The organism is Nostocoides sp. (assembly GCF_037045025.1).
GTDB lineage: Bacteria > Actinomycetota > Actinomycetes > Actinomycetales > Dermatophilaceae > Nostocoides_A.
Genome location: NZ_JBAOHM010000011.1, coordinates 155,802 through 173,496 on the forward strand (window position 1 = coordinate 155,802; position 17,695 = coordinate 173,496).

At 70.6% G+C, this 17,695-nt stretch carries 19 protein-coding genes and 1 pseudogene; 6 read left to right on the plus strand and 14 right to left on the minus strand.

From position 1 onward, the window contains the following. Window positions 1-6: 6 nt before the first annotated feature. The 3 genes from V9G19_RS11805 to V9G19_RS11815 are packed head-to-tail and all read right to left on the minus strand — an operon-like array spanning window position 7 to window position 2,262. Window positions 7-654: a response regulator transcription factor gene (locus V9G19_RS11805; RefSeq protein WP_462285616.1), complete on the minus strand. Its 648-nt coding sequence runs from the start codon at window positions 652-654 to the stop codon at window positions 7-9. Beyond that, on the minus strand, window positions 651-1,787 hold the full coding sequence (locus V9G19_RS11810; protein ID WP_462285617.1) for a sensor histidine kinase: 1,137 nt from the start codon (window positions 1,785-1,787) through the stop codon (window positions 651-653). The genes V9G19_RS11805 and V9G19_RS11810 overlap by 4 nt, the downstream gene beginning before the upstream one ends. Window positions 1,788-1,791: 4 nt before the next feature. Further along, complete coding sequence (locus V9G19_RS11815) at window positions 1,792-2,262, minus strand: DUF6326 family protein (RefSeq protein WP_462285618.1); 471 nt, start codon at window positions 2,260-2,262, stop codon at window positions 1,792-1,794. Between the two features lie 478 nt (window positions 2,263-2,740). On the opposite strand from V9G19_RS11815, the gene V9G19_RS11820 reads away from it, so the two are divergent. Both V9G19_RS11820 and V9G19_RS11825 read left to right on the plus strand, forming a co-directional pair. Then, on the plus strand, window positions 2,741-3,391 hold the full coding sequence (locus V9G19_RS11820; RefSeq protein ID WP_462285619.1) for a TetR/AcrR family transcriptional regulator: 651 nt from the start codon (window positions 2,741-2,743) through the stop codon (window positions 3,389-3,391). A gap of 11 nt (window positions 3,392-3,402) precedes the next feature. After that, on the plus strand, window positions 3,403-3,552 hold the full coding sequence (locus tag V9G19_RS11825; RefSeq protein ID WP_462285620.1) for a hypothetical protein: 150 nt from the start codon (window positions 3,403-3,405) through the stop codon (window positions 3,550-3,552). Between the two features lie 37 nt (window positions 3,553-3,589). On the opposite strand, the gene V9G19_RS11830 is transcribed toward V9G19_RS11825, so the two are convergent. Further along, the gene (locus V9G19_RS11830; RefSeq protein ID WP_462285621.1) at window positions 3,590-3,928 is read right to left on the minus strand and encodes an SH3 domain-containing protein; all 339 of its coding nucleotides are present in this window, start codon (window positions 3,926-3,928) and stop codon (window positions 3,590-3,592) included. A gap of 4 nt (window positions 3,929-3,932) precedes the next feature. Beyond that, a pseudogene (locus V9G19_RS11835) lies at window positions 3,933-4,896 on the minus strand (DUF808 domain-containing protein). A 66-nt stretch (window positions 4,897-4,962) separates the two neighbouring features. On the opposite strand from V9G19_RS11835, the gene V9G19_RS11840 reads away from it, so the two are divergent. Further along, window positions 4,963-5,583 carry a class I SAM-dependent methyltransferase gene (locus V9G19_RS11840; RefSeq protein WP_462285622.1) on the plus strand — a complete coding sequence of 207 codons (621 nt, stop codon included), beginning with the start codon at window positions 4,963-4,965 and terminating at the stop codon, window positions 5,581-5,583. Between the two features lie 6 nt (window positions 5,584-5,589). On the opposite strand, the gene V9G19_RS11845 is transcribed toward V9G19_RS11840, so the two are convergent. The 5 genes from V9G19_RS11845 to V9G19_RS11865 all read right to left on the minus strand — a co-directional run bounded on the left by V9G19_RS11845 (window position 5,590) and on the right by V9G19_RS11865 (window position 10,028). After that, on the minus strand, window positions 5,590-5,922 hold the full coding sequence (locus tag V9G19_RS11845) for a DUF202 domain-containing protein (RefSeq protein WP_462285623.1): 333 nt from the start codon (window positions 5,920-5,922) through the stop codon (window positions 5,590-5,592). Between the two features lie 6 nt (window positions 5,923-5,928). Beyond that, window positions 5,929-6,306, minus strand: coding sequence for a YidH family protein (locus V9G19_RS11850; RefSeq protein ID WP_462285624.1), 378 nt, complete (start codon window positions 6,304-6,306; stop codon window positions 5,929-5,931). A 153-nt stretch (window positions 6,307-6,459) separates the two neighbouring features. Beyond that, complete coding sequence (locus tag V9G19_RS11855) at window positions 6,460-8,016, minus strand: S10 family peptidase (protein ID WP_462285625.1); 1,557 nt, start codon at window positions 8,014-8,016, stop codon at window positions 6,460-6,462. Window positions 8,017-8,045: 29 nt separating this feature from the next. Beyond that, window positions 8,046-8,906, minus strand: a complete 861-nt coding sequence (locus tag V9G19_RS11860; RefSeq protein WP_462285626.1) for an Fpg/Nei family DNA glycosylase — start codon at window positions 8,904-8,906, stop codon at window positions 8,046-8,048. 30 nt (window positions 8,907-8,936) lie between these two features. Further along, on the minus strand, window positions 8,937-10,028 hold the full coding sequence (locus V9G19_RS11865) for an App1 family protein (RefSeq protein ID WP_462285627.1): 1,092 nt from the start codon (window positions 10,026-10,028) through the stop codon (window positions 8,937-8,939). Window positions 10,029-10,300: 272 nt separating this feature from the next. Here V9G19_RS11865 and V9G19_RS11870 point away from each other — a divergent pair, with 272 nt between their 5' ends. Next, window positions 10,301-11,467, plus strand: a complete 1,167-nt coding sequence (locus V9G19_RS11870) for a hypothetical protein (protein ID WP_462285628.1) — start codon at window positions 10,301-10,303, stop codon at window positions 11,465-11,467. Here V9G19_RS11870 and V9G19_RS11875 read toward each other — a convergent pair. Both V9G19_RS11875 and V9G19_RS11880 read right to left on the minus strand, forming a co-directional pair. Continuing rightward, a complete protein-coding gene (locus tag V9G19_RS11875; protein WP_462285629.1) occupies window positions 11,452-12,177 on the minus strand; it encodes a gamma-glutamyl-gamma-aminobutyrate hydrolase family protein in 726 nt (241 codons plus the stop codon). The two genes, V9G19_RS11870 and V9G19_RS11875, sit on opposite strands and share 16 nt — an antisense overlap. Window positions 12,178-12,208: 31 nt before the next feature. Then, entirely contained in the window at window positions 12,209-14,425 is a 2,217-nt protein-coding gene (locus V9G19_RS11880) for a hypothetical protein (protein WP_462285630.1), read from the minus strand. A gap of 30 nt (window positions 14,426-14,455) precedes the next feature. On the opposite strand from V9G19_RS11880, the gene V9G19_RS11885 reads away from it, so the two are divergent. Then, entirely contained in the window at window positions 14,456-15,730 is a 1,275-nt protein-coding gene (locus tag V9G19_RS11885) for a glycosyltransferase 87 family protein (protein WP_462285631.1), read from the plus strand. Window positions 15,731-15,801: 71 nt separating this feature from the next. On the opposite strand, the gene V9G19_RS11890 is transcribed toward V9G19_RS11885, so the two are convergent. Both V9G19_RS11890 and V9G19_RS11895 read right to left on the minus strand, forming a co-directional pair. Beyond that, window positions 15,802-16,284 (minus strand): hypothetical protein, encoded by a 483-nt coding sequence (locus V9G19_RS11890; RefSeq protein ID WP_462285632.1) that lies wholly within the window; start codon window positions 16,282-16,284, stop codon window positions 15,802-15,804. A gap of 4 nt (window positions 16,285-16,288) precedes the next feature. Then, complete coding sequence (locus V9G19_RS11895) at window positions 16,289-16,861, minus strand: RNA polymerase sigma factor (RefSeq protein WP_462285633.1); 573 nt, start codon at window positions 16,859-16,861, stop codon at window positions 16,289-16,291. Between the two features lie 224 nt (window positions 16,862-17,085). Between V9G19_RS11895 and V9G19_RS11900 the strand changes: the two genes are divergently transcribed. Continuing rightward, on the plus strand, window positions 17,086-17,679 hold the full coding sequence (locus V9G19_RS11900; RefSeq protein WP_462285634.1) for a hypothetical protein: 594 nt from the start codon (window positions 17,086-17,088) through the stop codon (window positions 17,677-17,679). Window positions 17,680-17,695 lie beyond the last annotated feature (16 nt).

Sequence of the window (17,695 nt, forward strand, 5' to 3'; positions counted from 1 at the left end):
ACAGGGTCACACGCGCTTGGTGTGGTAGGCCCACATGGCGATCTCGACCCGGTTGCGGACCGCGAGCTTGGCCATCAACGACGCGACGTGGGTCTTGACCGTGCTCAGGCTGATGAAGAGGTCAGCGGCGATCTCGGCATTGGTCCGGCCGCGGGCGACCAACAGCAGCACCTCCTCCTCGCGCTCGGTGAGTGGGTCGATCGGTTGGATCGCCACCTGCGGCGCCCGGTCGACGAAGGTTTCCAGCACCCTGCGCGTGACATTCGGAGCGATCAGGGCGTCCCCGGCCGCGGCGGCGTGGATGGCCTGGACGAGGAGATCCGGCCCGGCGTCCTTGAGCAGGAACCCGCGAGCCCCGGCGGACAGGGCGCCGAGGATGTACTCGTCGAGATCGAAGGTCGTGATGACGACGACCGCCATCGGATCCGGCACGTCCGGCCCGGCCAGCCGCCGCGTCACCTCCACGCCGTCGAGCCCGGGCATCCGGATGTCCGCCAGGAGGACATCGGGACGCAGCCGGGTCGCGGCCTCCAGCGCCCCGGGCCCGTCGGCCGCTTCCCCCACGACCTCGAGGCCGGGTTGTGCATTCAGGATCATCACTAGCCCCGTGCGGACCAGGTCCTGGTCGTCTGCCACGACAACGCGGATGGTCACGCGCGGACCTCCGCCGGGAGTTCTGCCTCGACGACCCAGCCACCCTCGGCCCCCGGCCCGGCAGCGAGGGATCCGCCGAGGAGGTGAGCGCGTTCGGTCATACCAGTCAGGCCGAAGCCGGGCTCGGGACCTGGGCCGGGATGGGGCAGTCCGTCATCGGCGATGCGCACCCTGACCACCTCGCCCACGCGGCATATCTCGATCCCGACACGGGTGGCGCTGCGCGCATGCCGGATGGCGTTGGTCAGGGCCTCCTGCACCAAGCGGTAGATCGCGGCATCCACGGGAGCCGGCAATCGGGTCACGGCGCCGGCGAGCGAGATCTCGATCGCGGGGCTGGAGTCGGTGCGGGCCAGGCCGGCCAGGTCCGCGACGCCCAATCGCGGTGCGTAGGCGTCCCATTCGTCATCACGCAGCACCCGCACCATGGCCCGCATCTCCGCGAGGGTGCGCGACGCCTCCGACTCGATCGCGGCCAGGATCTGGGCCGCCTGCAGGGGCTGGCTGCTGGCCACCACGCCGCCGGCCTGCGCCTGCACGGCGATGGCCGAGATGTGGTGGGCCACGGTGTCGTGCAGTTCGCGGGCCAGGGCCAGTCGCTCCTGGTTGCGGATCTCGCGGTGCTGGCGCTGCCAGAGGGCGGCGCGATAGCGGAACACCGCCGCGAGGGCGGCGATCAGGAGCAGTAGCAGGCTCCCGCCGACGAGTTCTGCCCCGCCCGCCGAGGTGGCGGACATGCCGAGCGCGACGACCGCCGCGACGAACGGCATACCCAGCGCTATCTCTCGTCCTGCGCCCCACCGCACGAGGGAATAAAGCAGGATCAGGACGACCATCATGGAGTACAGGCCAAGATCGCCGCTGCGCGTGGACAACTGGATGACGGACAGCACACCGGCGACGCCGAAGCCGGCCACGCAGGCCAGCAGCGGACGACTGCGGCGCCACAGCAGGGCCGGCGTCAGCGCCATGGCCAGGACGGTCACGAAGGGCTGCCCGGCCAGGTCCGCACGGGCGAGGCCCTCGACCAGCGCGGCGGCTTCGAATCCGCTGACCAGGAGCCAGTCGAGTCGGCTCACGGGTGGGGCGCCCGCGGGCCGCGGCTCGCGCCAGATGGAGCGCCAGAGGATCACCGCCTCAGCGTAGGACCAGAGCCGCGGGGTCGGAGGTCGATGCCGACGGCGTGCGACGCCAGGTCCAGGCGGAGTGCAGGATGCAGCCGAGGCAGATCAGCTCGACCGCGAGACCGAGACCGTAATAGGCCAGCCACTCCCCGCCGGCGAGGTTGAACGCCATGTAGGGGATGAGGAGGGTGGCCACGACGAGGTTCGTGGCGCGGTTCGCGCGGGCGGGCAGGGTCGTGGAGAGCAGGATCATCAGGGCCGGGATCGACGTGGCCGCGAGCGCAGTGACCGCGAACGTCTGGGTGATCTCGAAGGTGAAGACCTTGCCGTCGAGGATGTCCTCGATCACACCCGGCTTGTAGAGGCCGAGCAGGTCGACGTAGACGTAGAGGACCATGAAGCTGGTCCAGGCTGCGGCGAGCCTGACCCGGATCGGAACCACGTGGTCCCGTGCTCGGGTGAGTTCTGTTCTCTGGGTTGTCATCTGGAAACTCCGTTGCGTGCGTCGGATGGTTGGTCCCATCACGATGACTGCACCCCGTATGCCGGCACATCAGCCCGAGGACTCCAATAGGCCCGGCCGAAAGGACGGCTCGGAAACCGAGCTTTTGGCCGATCCGTGTAGCTCAGGTATCGCGTTACCCGTGGGACACGCTGGCACGGGCCGACGCTGGCCCCGAGACGATCTCTATCGCGTGCAGCGGCGTGACGGACACACAGTTGACCCGCCGTGACGACGCGATGCGTGCCGCGCATCCGGCCGGGTGGTCGCACGGTGCAGGGTGATCTCGGTTGTGCACGATAAAGCATCGGGAGGTTGCTGCCGGCGAAGAGTGTCGCCGCCACGGCCCCGAGGATGACGGGCAGGTCCATGGGGTTCCTCCTTCCAAATTAAGTAGATCAGTGACTCACCCGAAGTAGCTTTTTGGTAAGATTCGTGTCAACCCAAATGAGGAGGAGCAGTGCCGGAACCCGCGACGCAGGCCCGCCGCGCATACAACAGCCCCACGCGCCGGGCCCGGGCCGAGCAGACCGAACGCCGCATCGTCGACGCAGCCGCAAGCTTGCTTCGGGACAAGGGCTGGGCCGGCACGACCCTGAGCGATGTCGCCGACGAGGCCGGCGTCTCATCGGCGATGCTGTACAAGGCTTTTCGGACCAAGGCCGACCTCGTCAAGCGGGTGTACGACGTCACGCTCGTCGGCGACCAGGCGGACGTGCCCTTTCGCGAACGGCCGGAGTTCCGGGCCGTCCTCGACGACCCTGACCCGGCGTCGAAGGTGGCGGGATATGCCCATCTGATGCGGCTGGTCGCCGAACGCATCCTGCCGGTCTACGAACAGATCCGAGCGGCGGCGACCGCCGGAGATGAGGATCTGGCGCCGATCGCCGACACCGCAGACACCGAACGGCTCTTCGGCGCCCGAGGAATCGTTGCCGACCTCAGGGCGATGGGCGCGCTCGGACCCGGGGTGCAGGAGGCCCGGGCCGTCGACCTGGTGTGGATGGCGATGTCCCCCGAGTTCTGGTCACTCCTGCTGCGCCGCGGTTGGAGCTGGGATGAAGCCGAGACCTGGGTCGCCGGCCACCTGTGCGCGATCCTGTTGGGCTGACCACGTCCCGGGTGGGGGCGATCAAGGCGGGGGTGCTCGAGGCGCGCATGCTGTCGTTCGTCCAGGACAACCGCATCCACGTCGTCCCGCCGTGCGTCATCACCGACGAGCAGGCCCAGCGCGGACTGGAGATCTACCGGCAGGTCCTCGCCGGCGCCTGAGGCAGTGCAGGTTGCCGGTGGGAGGGCCCAGACTCGTTCAGGGCTCCAGCGTCGAGATCGGCACCCAGCCTTCCCGCCCGTCGGCTGCGCGGCACCAGTACCAACCGCTCACAAGGTCCTCATCGAGCACCTCGAGGACCTGGCCCACCTCGGTGGGCAGTTCGGTGGTGTCGTATGCCGCGACCACCTCCGTCGGGCCCTCGTCGCCGAGGAGGTGGCGTGCCGGGACCCACCCACTGCCGTGCGCAGTGGTGACGAAGACGAACTCCGGCCAGGTCTCGTCGCGCCGGCCGCACTCAACCTGCTCGCCGGGGGCGACCCGCAGCGGGGGCCGTTCGGGGATGTCGTGCGCCGTGCGTGCCGTGACTCGTCGCATCGTCCTAGTGGTGCTCGGCGGGGGCGTGGCTGTCGCCTCGAACACGGTGGACCACGGTCATGATCGCCACGACGATCGCGCCGACGATCAGGCCGACGATTGCCGAACCGAGGGTGTTGACGCACCAGCCGAGGAATCCGCCGAGGGCGCCGGTCGCGTGGTGCGACGTTCTCCTCCAGGTGGTGGACCAGCCCATAGGGGCCGTGCCAGCCGAGGTCGTCGGCGCCGACGAGCAGGATATGGCCGCCGACCCACAGCATTGCGACGATGCCGATCGTGGAGAGCGCGGCGAGTAGCTTCGGCATACCGGCGACCAGGAGGCGACCGACGCGCTGAGCGCCGGCCGACGGGCGCTCGGCGAGGCTGAGCCCGATGTCGTCCATCTTGACGATGAGGGCGACCACGCCATAGACGAGGGCCGTGATCACGATCGCGACGACGATCAAGATGATCGCGCGGGAGATGAACGGCTCGTGGCTGACCTCGTTGAGGGCGATCACCATGATCTCGGCAGACAGGATGAAGTCGGTGCGGATGGCACCGGCGACCATGGTCTTTTCCTGGTCCTCGCTTTGCATCGCGGCCGGCGCCTCGACCTCGCCGTGGTGGCCACCGCCGAACTTCTCCCAGATCTTTTCCGCGCCCTCGTAACACAGATAGGTCCCGCCAACCATGAGCAGTGGGGTCAACAGCCAGGGGACGAACTGGCTGAACAGCAGAGCGGCCGGGAGGATGAACAGCAGCTTGTTGCGCAGCGACCCAATGGCGATCCGCTTGATGATCGGCAGCTCGCGGTCGGCGGTGAAGCCGTGAACATAACGCGGCGTCACTGCCGTGTCGTCGACGACGACGCCGGCAGCCTTGGCGCTGGCCCGGCCGGCCGCGGCGCCCACGTCGTCGATGGAGGCGGCCGCGAGCTTGGCCAGCGCGGCGATGTCGTCGAGCAGCGCGACGAGGCCGCCAGCCATGGGGTCGTGCTCCTTTGTTTTGGGTCGGGAGCGTTCAGGGTATCTGGCCGAGGCAGACTAAAGCGTGTGAGCGACTTCGACGCCAGGGCGAAAACCTGGGATGACGACCCCGACAAGATCGCCCGTTCGCGAGCCCTGGCAGCAGCGATCCGCGACCGGGTGGAGCTTCGCTCGAGCACCCGGCTGTTCGAGTATGGCGCAGGAACCGGGCAACTCGCCCTCGCCCTCGCCCCGCACGTCGCCACGGTGATGCTGGCCGACGCGTCGGCCGGGATGATCGCGGTCGCGCGCGAGCGGCTGGGTGCCGCGGGGCTCGACCCGGATCGCGCCATACAACTCGACCTGCTCACCGACCCGGCGCCGGACGAGGAGTTCGATCTCGTCGTCAGCGCGATGACCCTTCACCATGTCCCCGACATCCCGGCACTGCTCACCGCCCTGCACGGCCTGCTCGCCTCGGGCGGCACGATCGCGCTGTCCGATCTCGACGCCGAGGACGGCTCGTTCCACAGCCATGACCACGACTTCACCGGGCACAACGGCTTCGACCGGGCGGCGTTGGGAACCCAAGCGCGGGCGGCCGGCTTCACCGACATCGCGTTTAGCACGCCCTTAGAGGTCACCAAGGAGGTCGACGGGGTGGCGCGCGCCTTCCCACTGTTCCTGCTCACCGCTCGCCGGGGGTGACCCTGCTCAGCTCGTCACGATGATGCCGAGCGCGACTGCCCCGACGACGAGACACAAGGCGGTCAGCCCGACCACCTCCTCCGCGGCGCTGCCGTGCTCGGCCAGCACCTCGCGGCGCCGCCGGTGGCGCAGGCGGGCCAGACCGCCCGCGGTCACGAGCCCGGCGATCACCGGGAGCAGCGCCGTGAACCCCTGGGAGGGCAACCAGCGCAAGAAGACCGACGAGAGGGCGAGCACGGCGAGCAGGGTCCGGCCCCAGGACAGGTCGGTGCGCTCGCCCGCCAGGCCGACGTCGCGCGGAATCGCCGCCGGGTCGGGGGCGTGGCGCCAACCAGGCATGGCGGGTCAGCCGTGCACGATGATCGAGAGCGCGAGCGCAGCGGCGGCCAGGGCGACCCCGCCCGCCAGGACGATCGCGATCGGGTTTAGTGGCAGCGGCCTGCCCTGTCGCATTGCCCGCTCTAGCGTGACCCAACGCCAGCAGGAGGCGGCGGCAAGCGCCATACCGAGGCAGACGAGCACGAGCGCGAGCGCGCGCCGGGCTGACACGCTCAGCGCATCGCCGGCGAACGCCTCGATCGCCACACCCCCGGCGAGCAAGGTTAGGCTGGTCCGGATCCAGGCAAGGAAGGTTCGCTCGTTGGCGAGGCTGTAGCGCGGGTCCGGCTCCGCGCCCGGCCCGAGCACCCTCCGCTCGAACCGGCCCGCGCGCTCCGCACTCACCGCGCCCGGACCCAGGTCATGGCCGCAGGATAGTGCGCCCCCGGCTCCCCCACGCCGAGGTCTGGTGTTTTCGCCGAGGTCGTACTACCGCTCATCAGACCTCAGCGAAAACACCAGACCTCAGCGTATTTTTTGGGGGTTGGTTACCGGGGGTTAACGTCGGCTGGCGCGGTGGACGAAGTCGGCCAGGTCGGCGCTTTGCCGCAGCCGGGACTCCTCGTGGACATACATCATGTGGCCGGCGTCGTAGTAGGCGCGCTCGATGTTGGCGCGCAGCCGGTCGGGCAGTTGCAGCCGGGCGAGGACCTCCTCGGCGGCGGCGGGCGGCGTCGCGCCGTCATAGACGCCGAAGGCAACATGCACCAGCAGGTGCGGGTTTTGCCGCATCGCCCGCTCCAACAGCGGCGAGACGTCGATCGGCCGGCCCTCGAAATCCTTGTAAGACCACGGGTGCACGCGTTCGGTGATCCATTCGTAGGCGAGGTCGTTCTCGTAGCCGAGTTCGACGCGCAGGTAGTGGTTGATCGCCGCGGCGAACGCCCCGTCGATCGCGTCCATGGACGGGTCGGCGTCCATCTGTTCGGCGATCGCGCTGCCGGCGGGGCCAGTGGCACGGGAGTCGAGCCGGCCCACGGTGAGCCGCTGGTCACGCAGCAACTCGCCGAAGTACCGCCAATGCTCGATCCGCAACTCGGCGCGGTCGATGTAGTCGGCGCTCAGGCCGGTCAGCTCGGCCAGCCGCTCGACGGCCGCGGCCCGCTCCGCCGGGGCGAGGCGAGCGCCCCGGGACAGGACCCACGGGTAGTCGCGCTCGGCATACGACTCGGCGGCGGCGACGACCTCCTCGCGGGTGCGGCCGGGGTGCTTGCCGTGCCGGTGGGCGGTCGCGGCATAGAACGGCAGGTAGAGGACGTGCGCGCGGTCGTTGCGCTGCTTGTCGAAGTCGACCGACGACAAATCGAGCACGCTGGAGATGAGGATCAGTCCGTTGAGGTGCATCCCGCGGCGGCGCTGCAGGTGCTCGACGAGCGCGGCGCCGCGGAGCGTGCCATAGGACTCGCCGACCAGGAACTTGGGCGAGAGCCACCGGTTGTTGCGTGTGGTCCACATCCGGATCAGCTCGCCGATCAGCTCGATGTCGGGGGCATAGCCGTGCCAGTCGGCTGGCTTGCCGCCCTCGACCGCCCGGGTGTAGCCGGTCGACATCGGGTCGATGAACACCAGATCGCTATGTGCCAGAAGGGTTTCGGGATTGTCGACCAGCCCGTATGGCGGCGGTTCGGGCGCGTCCACATCGCCGCTCACCACGCGTCGCGGACCGAGCAGGCCCAGGTGCAGCCAGACGCTGGAGCTGCCGGGACCGCCGTTGAAGACGAACGCCACCGGGCGCTGCGACGGGTCGGCGTCATCGAGGGTGTAGGCGGTGAGGAACACCTCGGCCCGCGGTTGCAGGCCGCCGAAGACACCGTCTTCCAGCTTTTCCTCGCGCAGCACGACCCGCCCGGCCGTCGCCGTGTAGGTCAGCGTCTGCTCGCCCACGCGGAGGGTATGCCGCGTGGTGACCAGGTCGTCCTTGGGCTCGGCCGGGCGGCTGGTCGTCTGGGTCGTCGAGGTCTGGGTCGAGACGACGGTCCGCGGCTGCTCCAGCGGGGGCGAGGTGTCCGGTGGGGTGGTCGGCTCGGGCTGCGTCGGCGGTGTGGGGGTGGTCACGGCGAAGACCCTAGTGCGGGCCCGGCCGCTCACTTGAGAAACTTCGAGGTTCTCCGGTCGGCGAGCGGTTTGCCGCCGGTCTGGCAGGTCGCGCAATACTGCAGCGAGGAGTCGGCGAAGGACACCTCGCGCACGACGTCGCCACACTCCGGGCAGGCCTCGCCGGTGCGGCCGTGCACGCGCATTCCGGCGCGTTTGGCGTCCTTGAGTTCGGCGGCGGGTTTGCCGGACGCGGCGCTCACGGCGTGGGCCAGCGTCTCGGTCATCGCCTCGTAGAGCCGGGCGACGGCATCCGCGTCGAGACCGGCAGCCAGGGCAAAGGGGGACATCTTGGCCACGTGCAGGATCTCGTCGGAATAGGCATTGCCGATGCCGGCGATGATCCCCTGGTCGCGCAGCACCCCCTTGATCTGGGCGCGGCGCCCGGCAAGGATCGCCGCGAACGCCTCCCGGGTGAAGTCGGCGGCGAGCGGGTCCGGCCCGAGCGAGGCGATCCCGGGCACCTGCTGCGGATCGCCGACGATGTATGCCGCGAGCCGCTTCTTGGTGCCCGCCTCGGTCAGGTCGAATCCGGAGCCGTCGGACAGCCGCACGCGCAGCGCGATCGGCGACTTGCCCGGCCGCAGCGTCGCCGTCGAGAGCGTATCCGACCAGCGCAGCCAGCCCGCACGGGCCAGGTGGAAGATCAACTGCGTTCCGCCGCAGTCCAGGTCGAGGAACTTGCCGTGCCGGGAGACCGAGTCGACCGGGGCGCCGACCAGCGCGGCCGGGGGCGGGTCGAAGGTCTTCAGCACCGAGATCGATCCCAGCTCGACGCCGACGACGGCCTGCCCGACGGCGCGCGACTCCAGGAACGCGCGCAGCGCCTCGACCTCGGGCAACTCGGGCATGTCGGCTCCTCGCGATCAGTTCTCGACAATTCAGTTCTCGACGACGACATCGCTGGGGACCGGCATACCGTCCAGGGCGACGCACAGCAGCCGGGCCAGGCCGTAGCCGTCGCTCGCCCGGCAGATCGGCACCGTCGCCCGGCGACGCCGGGTGGGGCCGAGGGGGTCGCTGGCCACCGGCGTGAAGTGCGAGAGCAACTGCTCGCGCGCCGACAGCACCCGGATGGCGATCGCGCGGACCGTCTCGGGGCGTTGCTCGGCGAACTCGCCGTAGATGCTCGGGTCGTGCTGGCCGTCGTCGCCGATCAGCACCCATTCGATCTGCGGCAGCTCGCGGGCCAGCCGGTGCAGGCAGGCGCGCTTGTGATCCTGGCCGCTGCGGAACCAGCCGGTGTTGGTCGGCCCCCAGTCGGTCATCAGCAGCGGGCCGAGCGGATAGCCCTTGTCGGTGAGGAAGCGGGTCAGCTGCGGCACGGTGTTCCACGCGCCGGTCGAGACATAGACGATCGGGGCTCCCGGATGCCGCTGCAGCAGGTCGCGATAGAGCGTCGCCATGCCGGGGACCGCCTTGCGGGCGCCCTCGTGCCGGACGAAGGTGTTCCACGCGGCGATCAGCGGGCGGGGGAGCATCGTCTTGATCACCGTGTCGTCGATATCGCTGACGATCCCGAAGGTTGTCTGGGGATCGGTGATCACGAGGGGGGCCTCGCCGCGCACGCCGCTGGCGGTGGTCAGGTTGGCGGTGTGCCAGCCCGGGGGGAGGTCGTGGTCGGCGACGAGCACGTCGAGTATGCCGCTGCGGTCGGTCCGCGCGCGGATCGTTCGGGCGCCGACCTCAATGGTGACTGGGGTGTTCATTGCGGGTGTCGTGAGGAAGGAGCGCCAGCCGCGCCGCAGCCGCAGCGCGTGGGTGCGCTGCAGCGGCGAAGCCACCGCATCGGCCTCCTCGACGTCGTGCGGGTGACGGGTCATCAGCAGCCGCGCGAGCACGCGCACGTGTCCGGTGGACCCATAGCCGGTGAACCCGATGAACCGCAGTGTCCAGCCGCTGCGCGCGAGTGCCGCCGACTTGGCCGCATTCCACCGGTCCTCTAGGACTGCGGCGGCGTGCGGCTTGGCCATGGCAGGCACAGTAGTTGGGTTGCCCGTCAACCCCAACCCCCGGCTGAGGTCAGTTCCTGTCGCGGCCAACCGTCACGGGTGGTTGCCGGGACCCGACGCTCGCGCTGATCAGTTCAGCGGATGATCGACCAGGCGGGGGCGCCGAACTGATCGATGACTGGCCGTCCGGCTCATCGGCTAGGGTCAACAGCGCGTGGCTGGGTGGAAGCGATCGCCGATGAGATGATCGGCTGGTCCACCTGATCGACCGCCGCCCGGAGTGATGTCGTCGTATGCCGCCCCTGCGCATCAACACGCTCGGCACGCGCTGGGAGGTCGACCTCGACGGGCTGGAGCGGGACAGCGCCGACGGACTACGCCGGTTGTGGCGTGACTGCGGCGACTGGACCGCCGACCCGAGTGAGCCGCCGGGTTTTCCTCGTCGGCTGCGGGCTGCGCACGAGCCCCCGGGCGACGACCCGCTCGGGGAGCGGCACCTGCTCCTGCCGGGGGAACCGGAGGCCATCGCGTATGCCTTCTCCGGAGAGCTGACCGCCAAGGCCATCGCCGCCCAGGCCGGCCGGCTCACCTTGCTGCACAGCGCGGCTCTCGCCCACCCGGAGACCGGCGCTACCGTCTTGCTCATCGCTTCCTCGGGCACGGGCAAGACCACCGCCGCGTGCCGGTTGGGGCGGCGGCTGAGCTATCTGAGCGACGAGACCGCAGCGGTCCGCGCCGACCTGAGCGTGATCGCGCACGCCAAACCGCCGTCGATCGTGCAACCGGGCGGCGGCAAGGCCGAAGCCGCGCCAGCCGACCTCGGCCTGCTGCCGGTGCGGCGGGACGCGTGGGTTGCGCTGACCGTGCTGCTGGATCGGGAGGAGGGGCGGGCGCCGCAATTGGAGCCGGTCGCCTTGGTGGATGCGCTGGTCGCGGTGATCCCGCAGTCCTCGTCGCTGCCGGCGCAGGCGGCGCCCTTTTCCGCGCTCGTCGGGGTGCTCACGGCCGGCGCGGGCGTGCACGTCCTGCACTATGGTGAGATCGACGAGGCCGCCCCGCTCCTGCTCGAGGTCCTCGGTCAGGTCGCGCGCGGGGACAGCAGCGCTCCGGAACTCGAGCTGGTCGGGCCGGATGCGGCATACGAGGGACAGGCCTGGGTGTCCGAGCCGGGGGTGACCGAACTGTCGATCACCCCCGAACTTGTGGTGACGCGCGGGGCGTGGGTCGATGCGGTGCGCGTCGCGGACGAGGTGTTGGTCCTCAACGGGCCCGGGCCAATGCGGCTGATGGGACTGGGGTCGACGCTGTGGCTGGCCGCCGATCGCCCGCGCACCGTCGCCGAGCTGGCTGCGGCGGTCCTCGCGGCGCATGGGCCGCATCCGGAGGCCGACCGGATCATCGGCGAGTCCGTGGCGGCGCTCGCCGGCCAGGGCCTGCTCAGGCCTCACCCCGGGGGCTGAGTCACGCTCGCGGAAGCGGCCGTCACGAGGGCCTCGAACAGCCGCAGATCGGTCCCTGCCTCCGGATGCCACTGCACGGCCAGCCGCCACGGCTGCGCCGGGTCCTCCATCGCCTCCAGCGTCCCGTCCGGCGCGTATGCCGCCGCGACATACCCCGGATGCGTCGCCACCGCCTGGTGGTGGTAGCTCGGCACGGTCACGCTCTCGCCGAGGATCCCGGCCAGCCGCGTCCCCTGCACGACGGCGACCGGGTGGTTGTTGAAGGTTGCCACCGCGACCGCGTGCTCGTCGCTGCCGACGACGTCGGGCAGGTGCTGGATGAGGGTGCCGCCCGCCGCCACCGCCATCACCTGCATTCCCCGGCAAATCCCCAGCGTCGGTATGCCGCTCGCCGCGCTCATGCGCGCCAGCGCCAGTTCGCTCGTATCGCGGTCCGGGCGGCCCGCCTGGACGCTCGGGTGCGGCTGGGCCCCGTAGCGGCTCGGCTCGACATCGGCCCCGCCGACGAGGACGAGGGCGTCGACGTGCTCCAACAGCTCGGCGGCGAGGGCATCGTCGCAGTCCAGGCGCGGCGGGATGACCAGGGCCAGGCCACCGGCCGCCTGGACAGACTCGACGTAGGTCTGCGGCAGCACGCTGCTCGGGGCGCCGATCCACCCGGCGCGATCGATCGGCTCGACGTAGCAGGTGATGCCGATGACCGGGCGCACGGCGAGGACCCTAGCGGTTCCCGGGCTGGGGCTAGGCAACCGGCTCATGCCCGGCCGCCAGCTCCCGCAACAGCGTGTGCGTGGCGATGACGATGGCCAGGGGGATCGTCACGGTGGCGCCGACGGCCGGGATCGCCACGCCGGAGTCGTTGATGAAGAAACCGATCGTCATCACGATTAGCCAGGCGATCAGGCCGGGACGCAGTGCCGGGATGCGTTCGAAGGAGGCGTGCAACGCCCGGGAGCCCCACGAGGTCGGCCGCAACAGCACGAGGATCGTGAACAGCAACCCGAAGGGCACGAGCAGGGAAAGGGTGTTGCTGAACAAGATCCCGAGGTTCTGCTCGGCCTTGCGCACCACGATGTCCCACGCGCCGCCGGAGCCGAGCGCGTCGAAGAAGCGGCCGAGGTGGGACTGTTTCTCGGGCGGGCGCAGCGAGTCGAGGAAGGCCACGAGCAGGAACAGCCCGGCCGTCACGGCGCCGGTCAGCAGCCCGCGGCGCCAGGTCATCCGCAGCCCGAGGATGGCGAGTACGAGATAGGCCAGGCCGGGCAGCAGGGCGGGCGGCCCACCGCCATCGGCTCCCCAGGCCGGATTGCCGTCGATGACGACGGCAATCAGCCCCACCGTGGCCACCAGCGCCGCCGCGCCACCGCGCCGCCCGGCGCGGACCAGCGGGTGGCTGAGCGCGATCGCCAGCATCAAGGTGGCGCTGGCAAAGAGCGAGAAGGTGACATTGCCCATCCCATAGAAGCGGCCGCCGACGACCGGTTGCAGCCCCATCAGCGAGGACTGCTGCAGTCGCGAACCCGTCATGACGTCGATCGCCAGGACGAGCACCGTGGCCGCCGCGACGACCGCGACCGGGCCGAGCAACCGCCGCCCGGCGGGAGGCAAGACGGCCGGCGCCAAGATGAGCGCGACGAACAGTGCGACCGAGCCGATGATCGCCGGCAACGGATGGTCGGCGCGCCACCACGGCAGCAAGTTGGCCAGGAAGCTCGCCGCCGGCACAGCCGACGCGGCGAGCGCGATGCGTCGCACCCAGCGCACCAGCCGGGTGCGGGTCGCGTCGCTGCCGGTGCGGGTCGCCCACACCCGCCAGACCACCAGATAGATGACCAGCTGAGCGATGACCAGGCCGTGGAAGAACGGCGGCACGAGGTCGTGGATCTCGTGCGAGGCCTGGTCGAGGTCGACCAGGTGGCGACGGCGGTCCTCGGCGCCGGCGTCGCTGTCGCCACCGTCGGCCCGCGCATCGAGGGCCTTGCCGCCCTGGCCGGCGGGAATGCTCGCGCCGGCGGCCCGCAGGATCGTCACGGTGAGGTCGGAGCTTTGGGTCAGGCCGAGCTGGCGCGTCGAGGGCGAATAGAGATGTCCCGGGGCGACACCGTCGCCGCGGGCGACGATCGGACGCAACCGGCTGGACCGGCCGGCGTCGCTCAACCCGGCGACGATGAGCGTGGCGTTGGGCGGCAGCCGTTCGGCGATCGTGCCGACGGTGTGGTCGATCCCGCGCAGTTGCTCGGCGGTGCTCGGGCCGGGCGCGCTCTCCCCGGTGCCGAGGTCGGCGGGATCGCGCACCGATCCGGCGTCGATGACGACCACGCGGGCGCCGGGGGGCAACCCCTGGGCTGCGTCCGTCACCGGATGGGACTCCTCGACCCGCCCGTCGCTGCGCGCGAGCGCCAGCGCCGCCCCCGGCCCGTATGCCGCGGCCCGCACTCCCGTCGCGGCGAGCTGGTCGCCCAGCGTGCCCGGCTCGGCGTCGAACCGCAGGCTGTGCGCCGCCGCGACATAGGCATCCCAGCCGTCGACCCGTCCGGCGCGGACCGGCGCGATGCCGGGACAGCCGTCGGTCAGCGGGCGAAGCGACTTATCGCCGAGCGGTGCTGCCGCGCGTTGCCCGGCCGACAACGACAGCCAGCCGTCGACCGGGCAGGTGTTGGGGTTGACCGAGCGGACGCTGACGGTCGCCGACGCGCCCGCGCGCAGCAGCCCCCACAGCGCGGGCGTGGCCTCCGGGGTGACGTCGGCCCAGGTGAAGCCGCCGGACCCGATCACGACGAGCGGGGCGCCGGCCGCGCCGATCGCCGAGTTGGCTGACCCCGTCTCGGTGCCCTGCCCGGCTTCGGTGCGCTGCCCGGCTTCGGCCGAGGCGCCCGGCGAGAGCAGGGCCGCGAGCAGGGTGGCCGGGAGGAGGAATAGACCCAGCACGACGAGGACTCGGTGGGCGGGTCGCGGCACTCGCCCAGGCTAAAGGTCACAATGGGGCACGTGAGCACCGCCGCACCGTTGTCGCCCGCGACGGCGACGCAGCGGCATACCGGATCTACCGGACGCTGGCTGCTCGCGGCCGTCATCATCGCCGCCGCGGCGGCGATCCCCGTCGCTCGCTATCTCATCTTCTGGCCGCTCGATCAGTGGCAGGTCGACGTCGAGGTCTATCGGGAGGCCGGGGTCTCGTTGCTCATCGGGCGGCCGGTCTATTCGGCGTTGACCGAGGCGCCGCAGCTGCTGCCGTTCACTTATCCGCCGTTCGCGGCCTTCCTGGCGCTGCCGCTGGCGCTGGTGCCCTTCCCGGTCGCTGCCTGGGCGTGGACGTTCGGCCAGGTGCTCGCGACCACCGCGATTGTCTGGTATGCCGGATACCGGCTCATCCACCGGCACGGCCGCGCCGACCCGCTCATCCTGGCCGGGCTGACGGCGCTGATGTTGTGGCTGCATCCGGTCTCCGACGGCATCCGCTTCGGGCAGATCAACGCCTTCCTCGTCCTCGCGGTGCTGATGGATCTGCGCCGGCCGCGGCCGCGGCTGCTACGCGGGGTGCCGCCCGGGGTGCTCGTCGGGCTGGCGATGGCGGTCAAGCTGACGCCCGGCGTGTTCGTGATCCACTATCTGCTCTGCCGACGCTGGCGCGAGGCGGCCACGGCGATCGGGACCGCCGTGCTGGTCACCGTGCTCGCTGCGCTCGCGGCACCGGCGGCGTCGGTCACCTTCTGGGGCTCGGCCCTGCAGGACCCGGCCCGGCTCGGACCCAACCGTGGCACAAGCAATCAGTCGATCCGCGGGGTGCTCTTGCGCCTGGGGCCGCAGGGGTTGCCCGGCACGCTGCTGTGGCTCGTGCTGGTTGCGGGCGTCGGCTGGTTCGGGTTCCGCCTGGCCAAGCGCGCGTATGCCGCGGGCGACTCGATCGCCGAGGTCGCCACCGTCGGGCTCCTTGCCTGTCTGCTGTCGCCGGTCGCATGGATCCACCACTTCCACTGGATCGTCGTGGTCATCCTGGCGATCCTGGGCCCGGACCCGTGGCGCGACCGGCGGCGCTTGCTCGCCGGCGCGCTGGTCACCGGGTGGTTCCTGTGCCGGCTGCCGTGGTGGGGGATCTCGTGGATCGCCAGCGCCTGGCCACCGCTGGTCGTCGGCCGGATCCTGCAGAACGCCGACCTGCTCGGGGCGCTCGTCGCGTTGTGGTTGCTGGCCTGGTCCCGGCCGCTGGGGGAGCGTGATCCCGGACAGTCAAACGATCAATGGACCCAGGCGAGCCCTACTTGAACGGTCATATCTGCCCCGGGGGCGGACTTTGATCGTTTGAGTGTTCGCATTCCAGCTTCTCGGGCTCGCGGTCACAGCTCGATGACTTGGGTGACGATGGCCGGCCGGCTCGGGCCGTGCGCGGGACCGGTGCGGATGACGAAGCACATCCGGCCGTGGGGGAGTTCGTCGAGGACGAAGCGGCCGTGGCTGTCGGTGACGGCACGGGCCAGTGGGGTTGAGGTGACCTCGGGCCGGTGGACGCTCACCTCGGCCCCGCCGTGGGTGACCCAACCGTCCAGCCGCAGCAGGCCACGGTCGTCCTCGCTCACGCCGAGCATGACGCTCAGGCTCGCGCTGGAGAAGGTGATCGACGGGGGGCTTTCGGCGATCGTCCGCAGCGCCGGAACCGCGGCGGCGGTCAACGCGGCGACCTCGGCGTTGAGGAGTCGGACGGTCAGCGCGAACTTCACCTCCTCGACCAAGTCGTCGGGCATGGGATCGAGCGCGTCGAGGACATCGCGGACCTCGTCGAGCAGAGGGGATTCCGGGGTGTCGAAGGTGCGACGGATCATGTGATCACTCCGTCCAGCGGGGGTCGTTGGAGAGGGATGTGCGGAGCTTGCCCAGACACCGGCCCCGGGTGGGTCCGATGCTCCCGACGGGGATGCCGAGGTGGGCAGCCAACCCGGCATAGTCGGGACGATCGGCATACGCGATCACGCTCATCAGCTGTTGGCACAAGGCGGTCAGGCCGCTGATGTGTTCCCAGAGGATCGCTTGCCGTTCGTTGAGTTCGGCCAGGGCCTGCGGCCCGGGCGTGAAGGTCGGCAGGTGGGCCGTTTCGTCCAACTCGACCTCGTTCCGGGATGGCCGTGAGGAGCGGCGCCAGGCATCGCGACGCACGGTGACAAGCAGCCACCCGACGACGGCGTGGGGATCGTTGATGCCGTCGCTGTGGGTGACCAATTGCAGCCAGGCCGATTGGACCGAATCGCGGGCGTCGTCACTGGAGAGGCCCTGGGCGCGGGCGAGGCGCCACAACATCGGCGTGAGCAGATCGACCAGGTCGCTCATCCCCGCGGGATCGCCGTCGCGATAGGCCGCGAACGCCGCGGTGGCGCGGTCGATCAGCGTCTCCTGCGCGCTCATGGCGGCCCTTCGGTCCGGCGGGGGTGGATCGGTCACAAGGCAAGGAGCACCCGGCGACCGCGGTGATACCTCACCCCGCGAGTCTGACGCAACTCGGTTTTGTCGTCACCCCCCCCGACCGCAACGGCACACCCCCGCGCAGCTCACCAACCTCCCGGCTCCAAACACGCACACGTGATGTGTTGTAATTAAGTAAGCAACGCAGCGAGTGAGAGGAGATCGGTATGTATCCGTTTGCGGGAATGGACTGCGGCCCGGGTGGGCGTGGTGGCGAGCGCGGGCCGCGGGCGCGGGGCGGTTTCGGCCGGCCCGGGGGTTGGCAGGTCGACGGCCTGCCCAACGCCGACGACGCGGCGTCGTGGTTCGCCGGCCGGTTGCCCCAGGGGTGGTTCACCTCGGTCGATGTGATCGTCGACCGCGAGGAGATCACCGTGATCGGCACGCTCGCCGAGGACGCCACTGATGCCGCCCAAGACCAAGGTCGGATCGCCCGCTTCCGCGCCGATACCCGGGCCGAGCGGATCGCCATTGCCCAAGAGGCCCAGGCCCGCTATGGCCGCAAGGTCAGCTGGGGCGCGCGGCTCGGGACGGCCACCGAGATCTTCACCCACGTCTCGGTGCCGGTGATGACCCGGCTGAAGCAGCCCGAGCGGCAAGTGCTCGACACCCTCGTCGACGCCGGAGTCGCCCGGTCGCGCTCCGATGCGCTGGCCTGGGCGGTGCGCCTGGTCGGCGAGCACAGCGCCGAGTGGCTGGAGCAGTTGCGCGAGGCGATGAGCGAGGTCGACAAGCTGCGCGCGGAGGGCCCCACGCTCTGACGGACCCGTCCGGCAC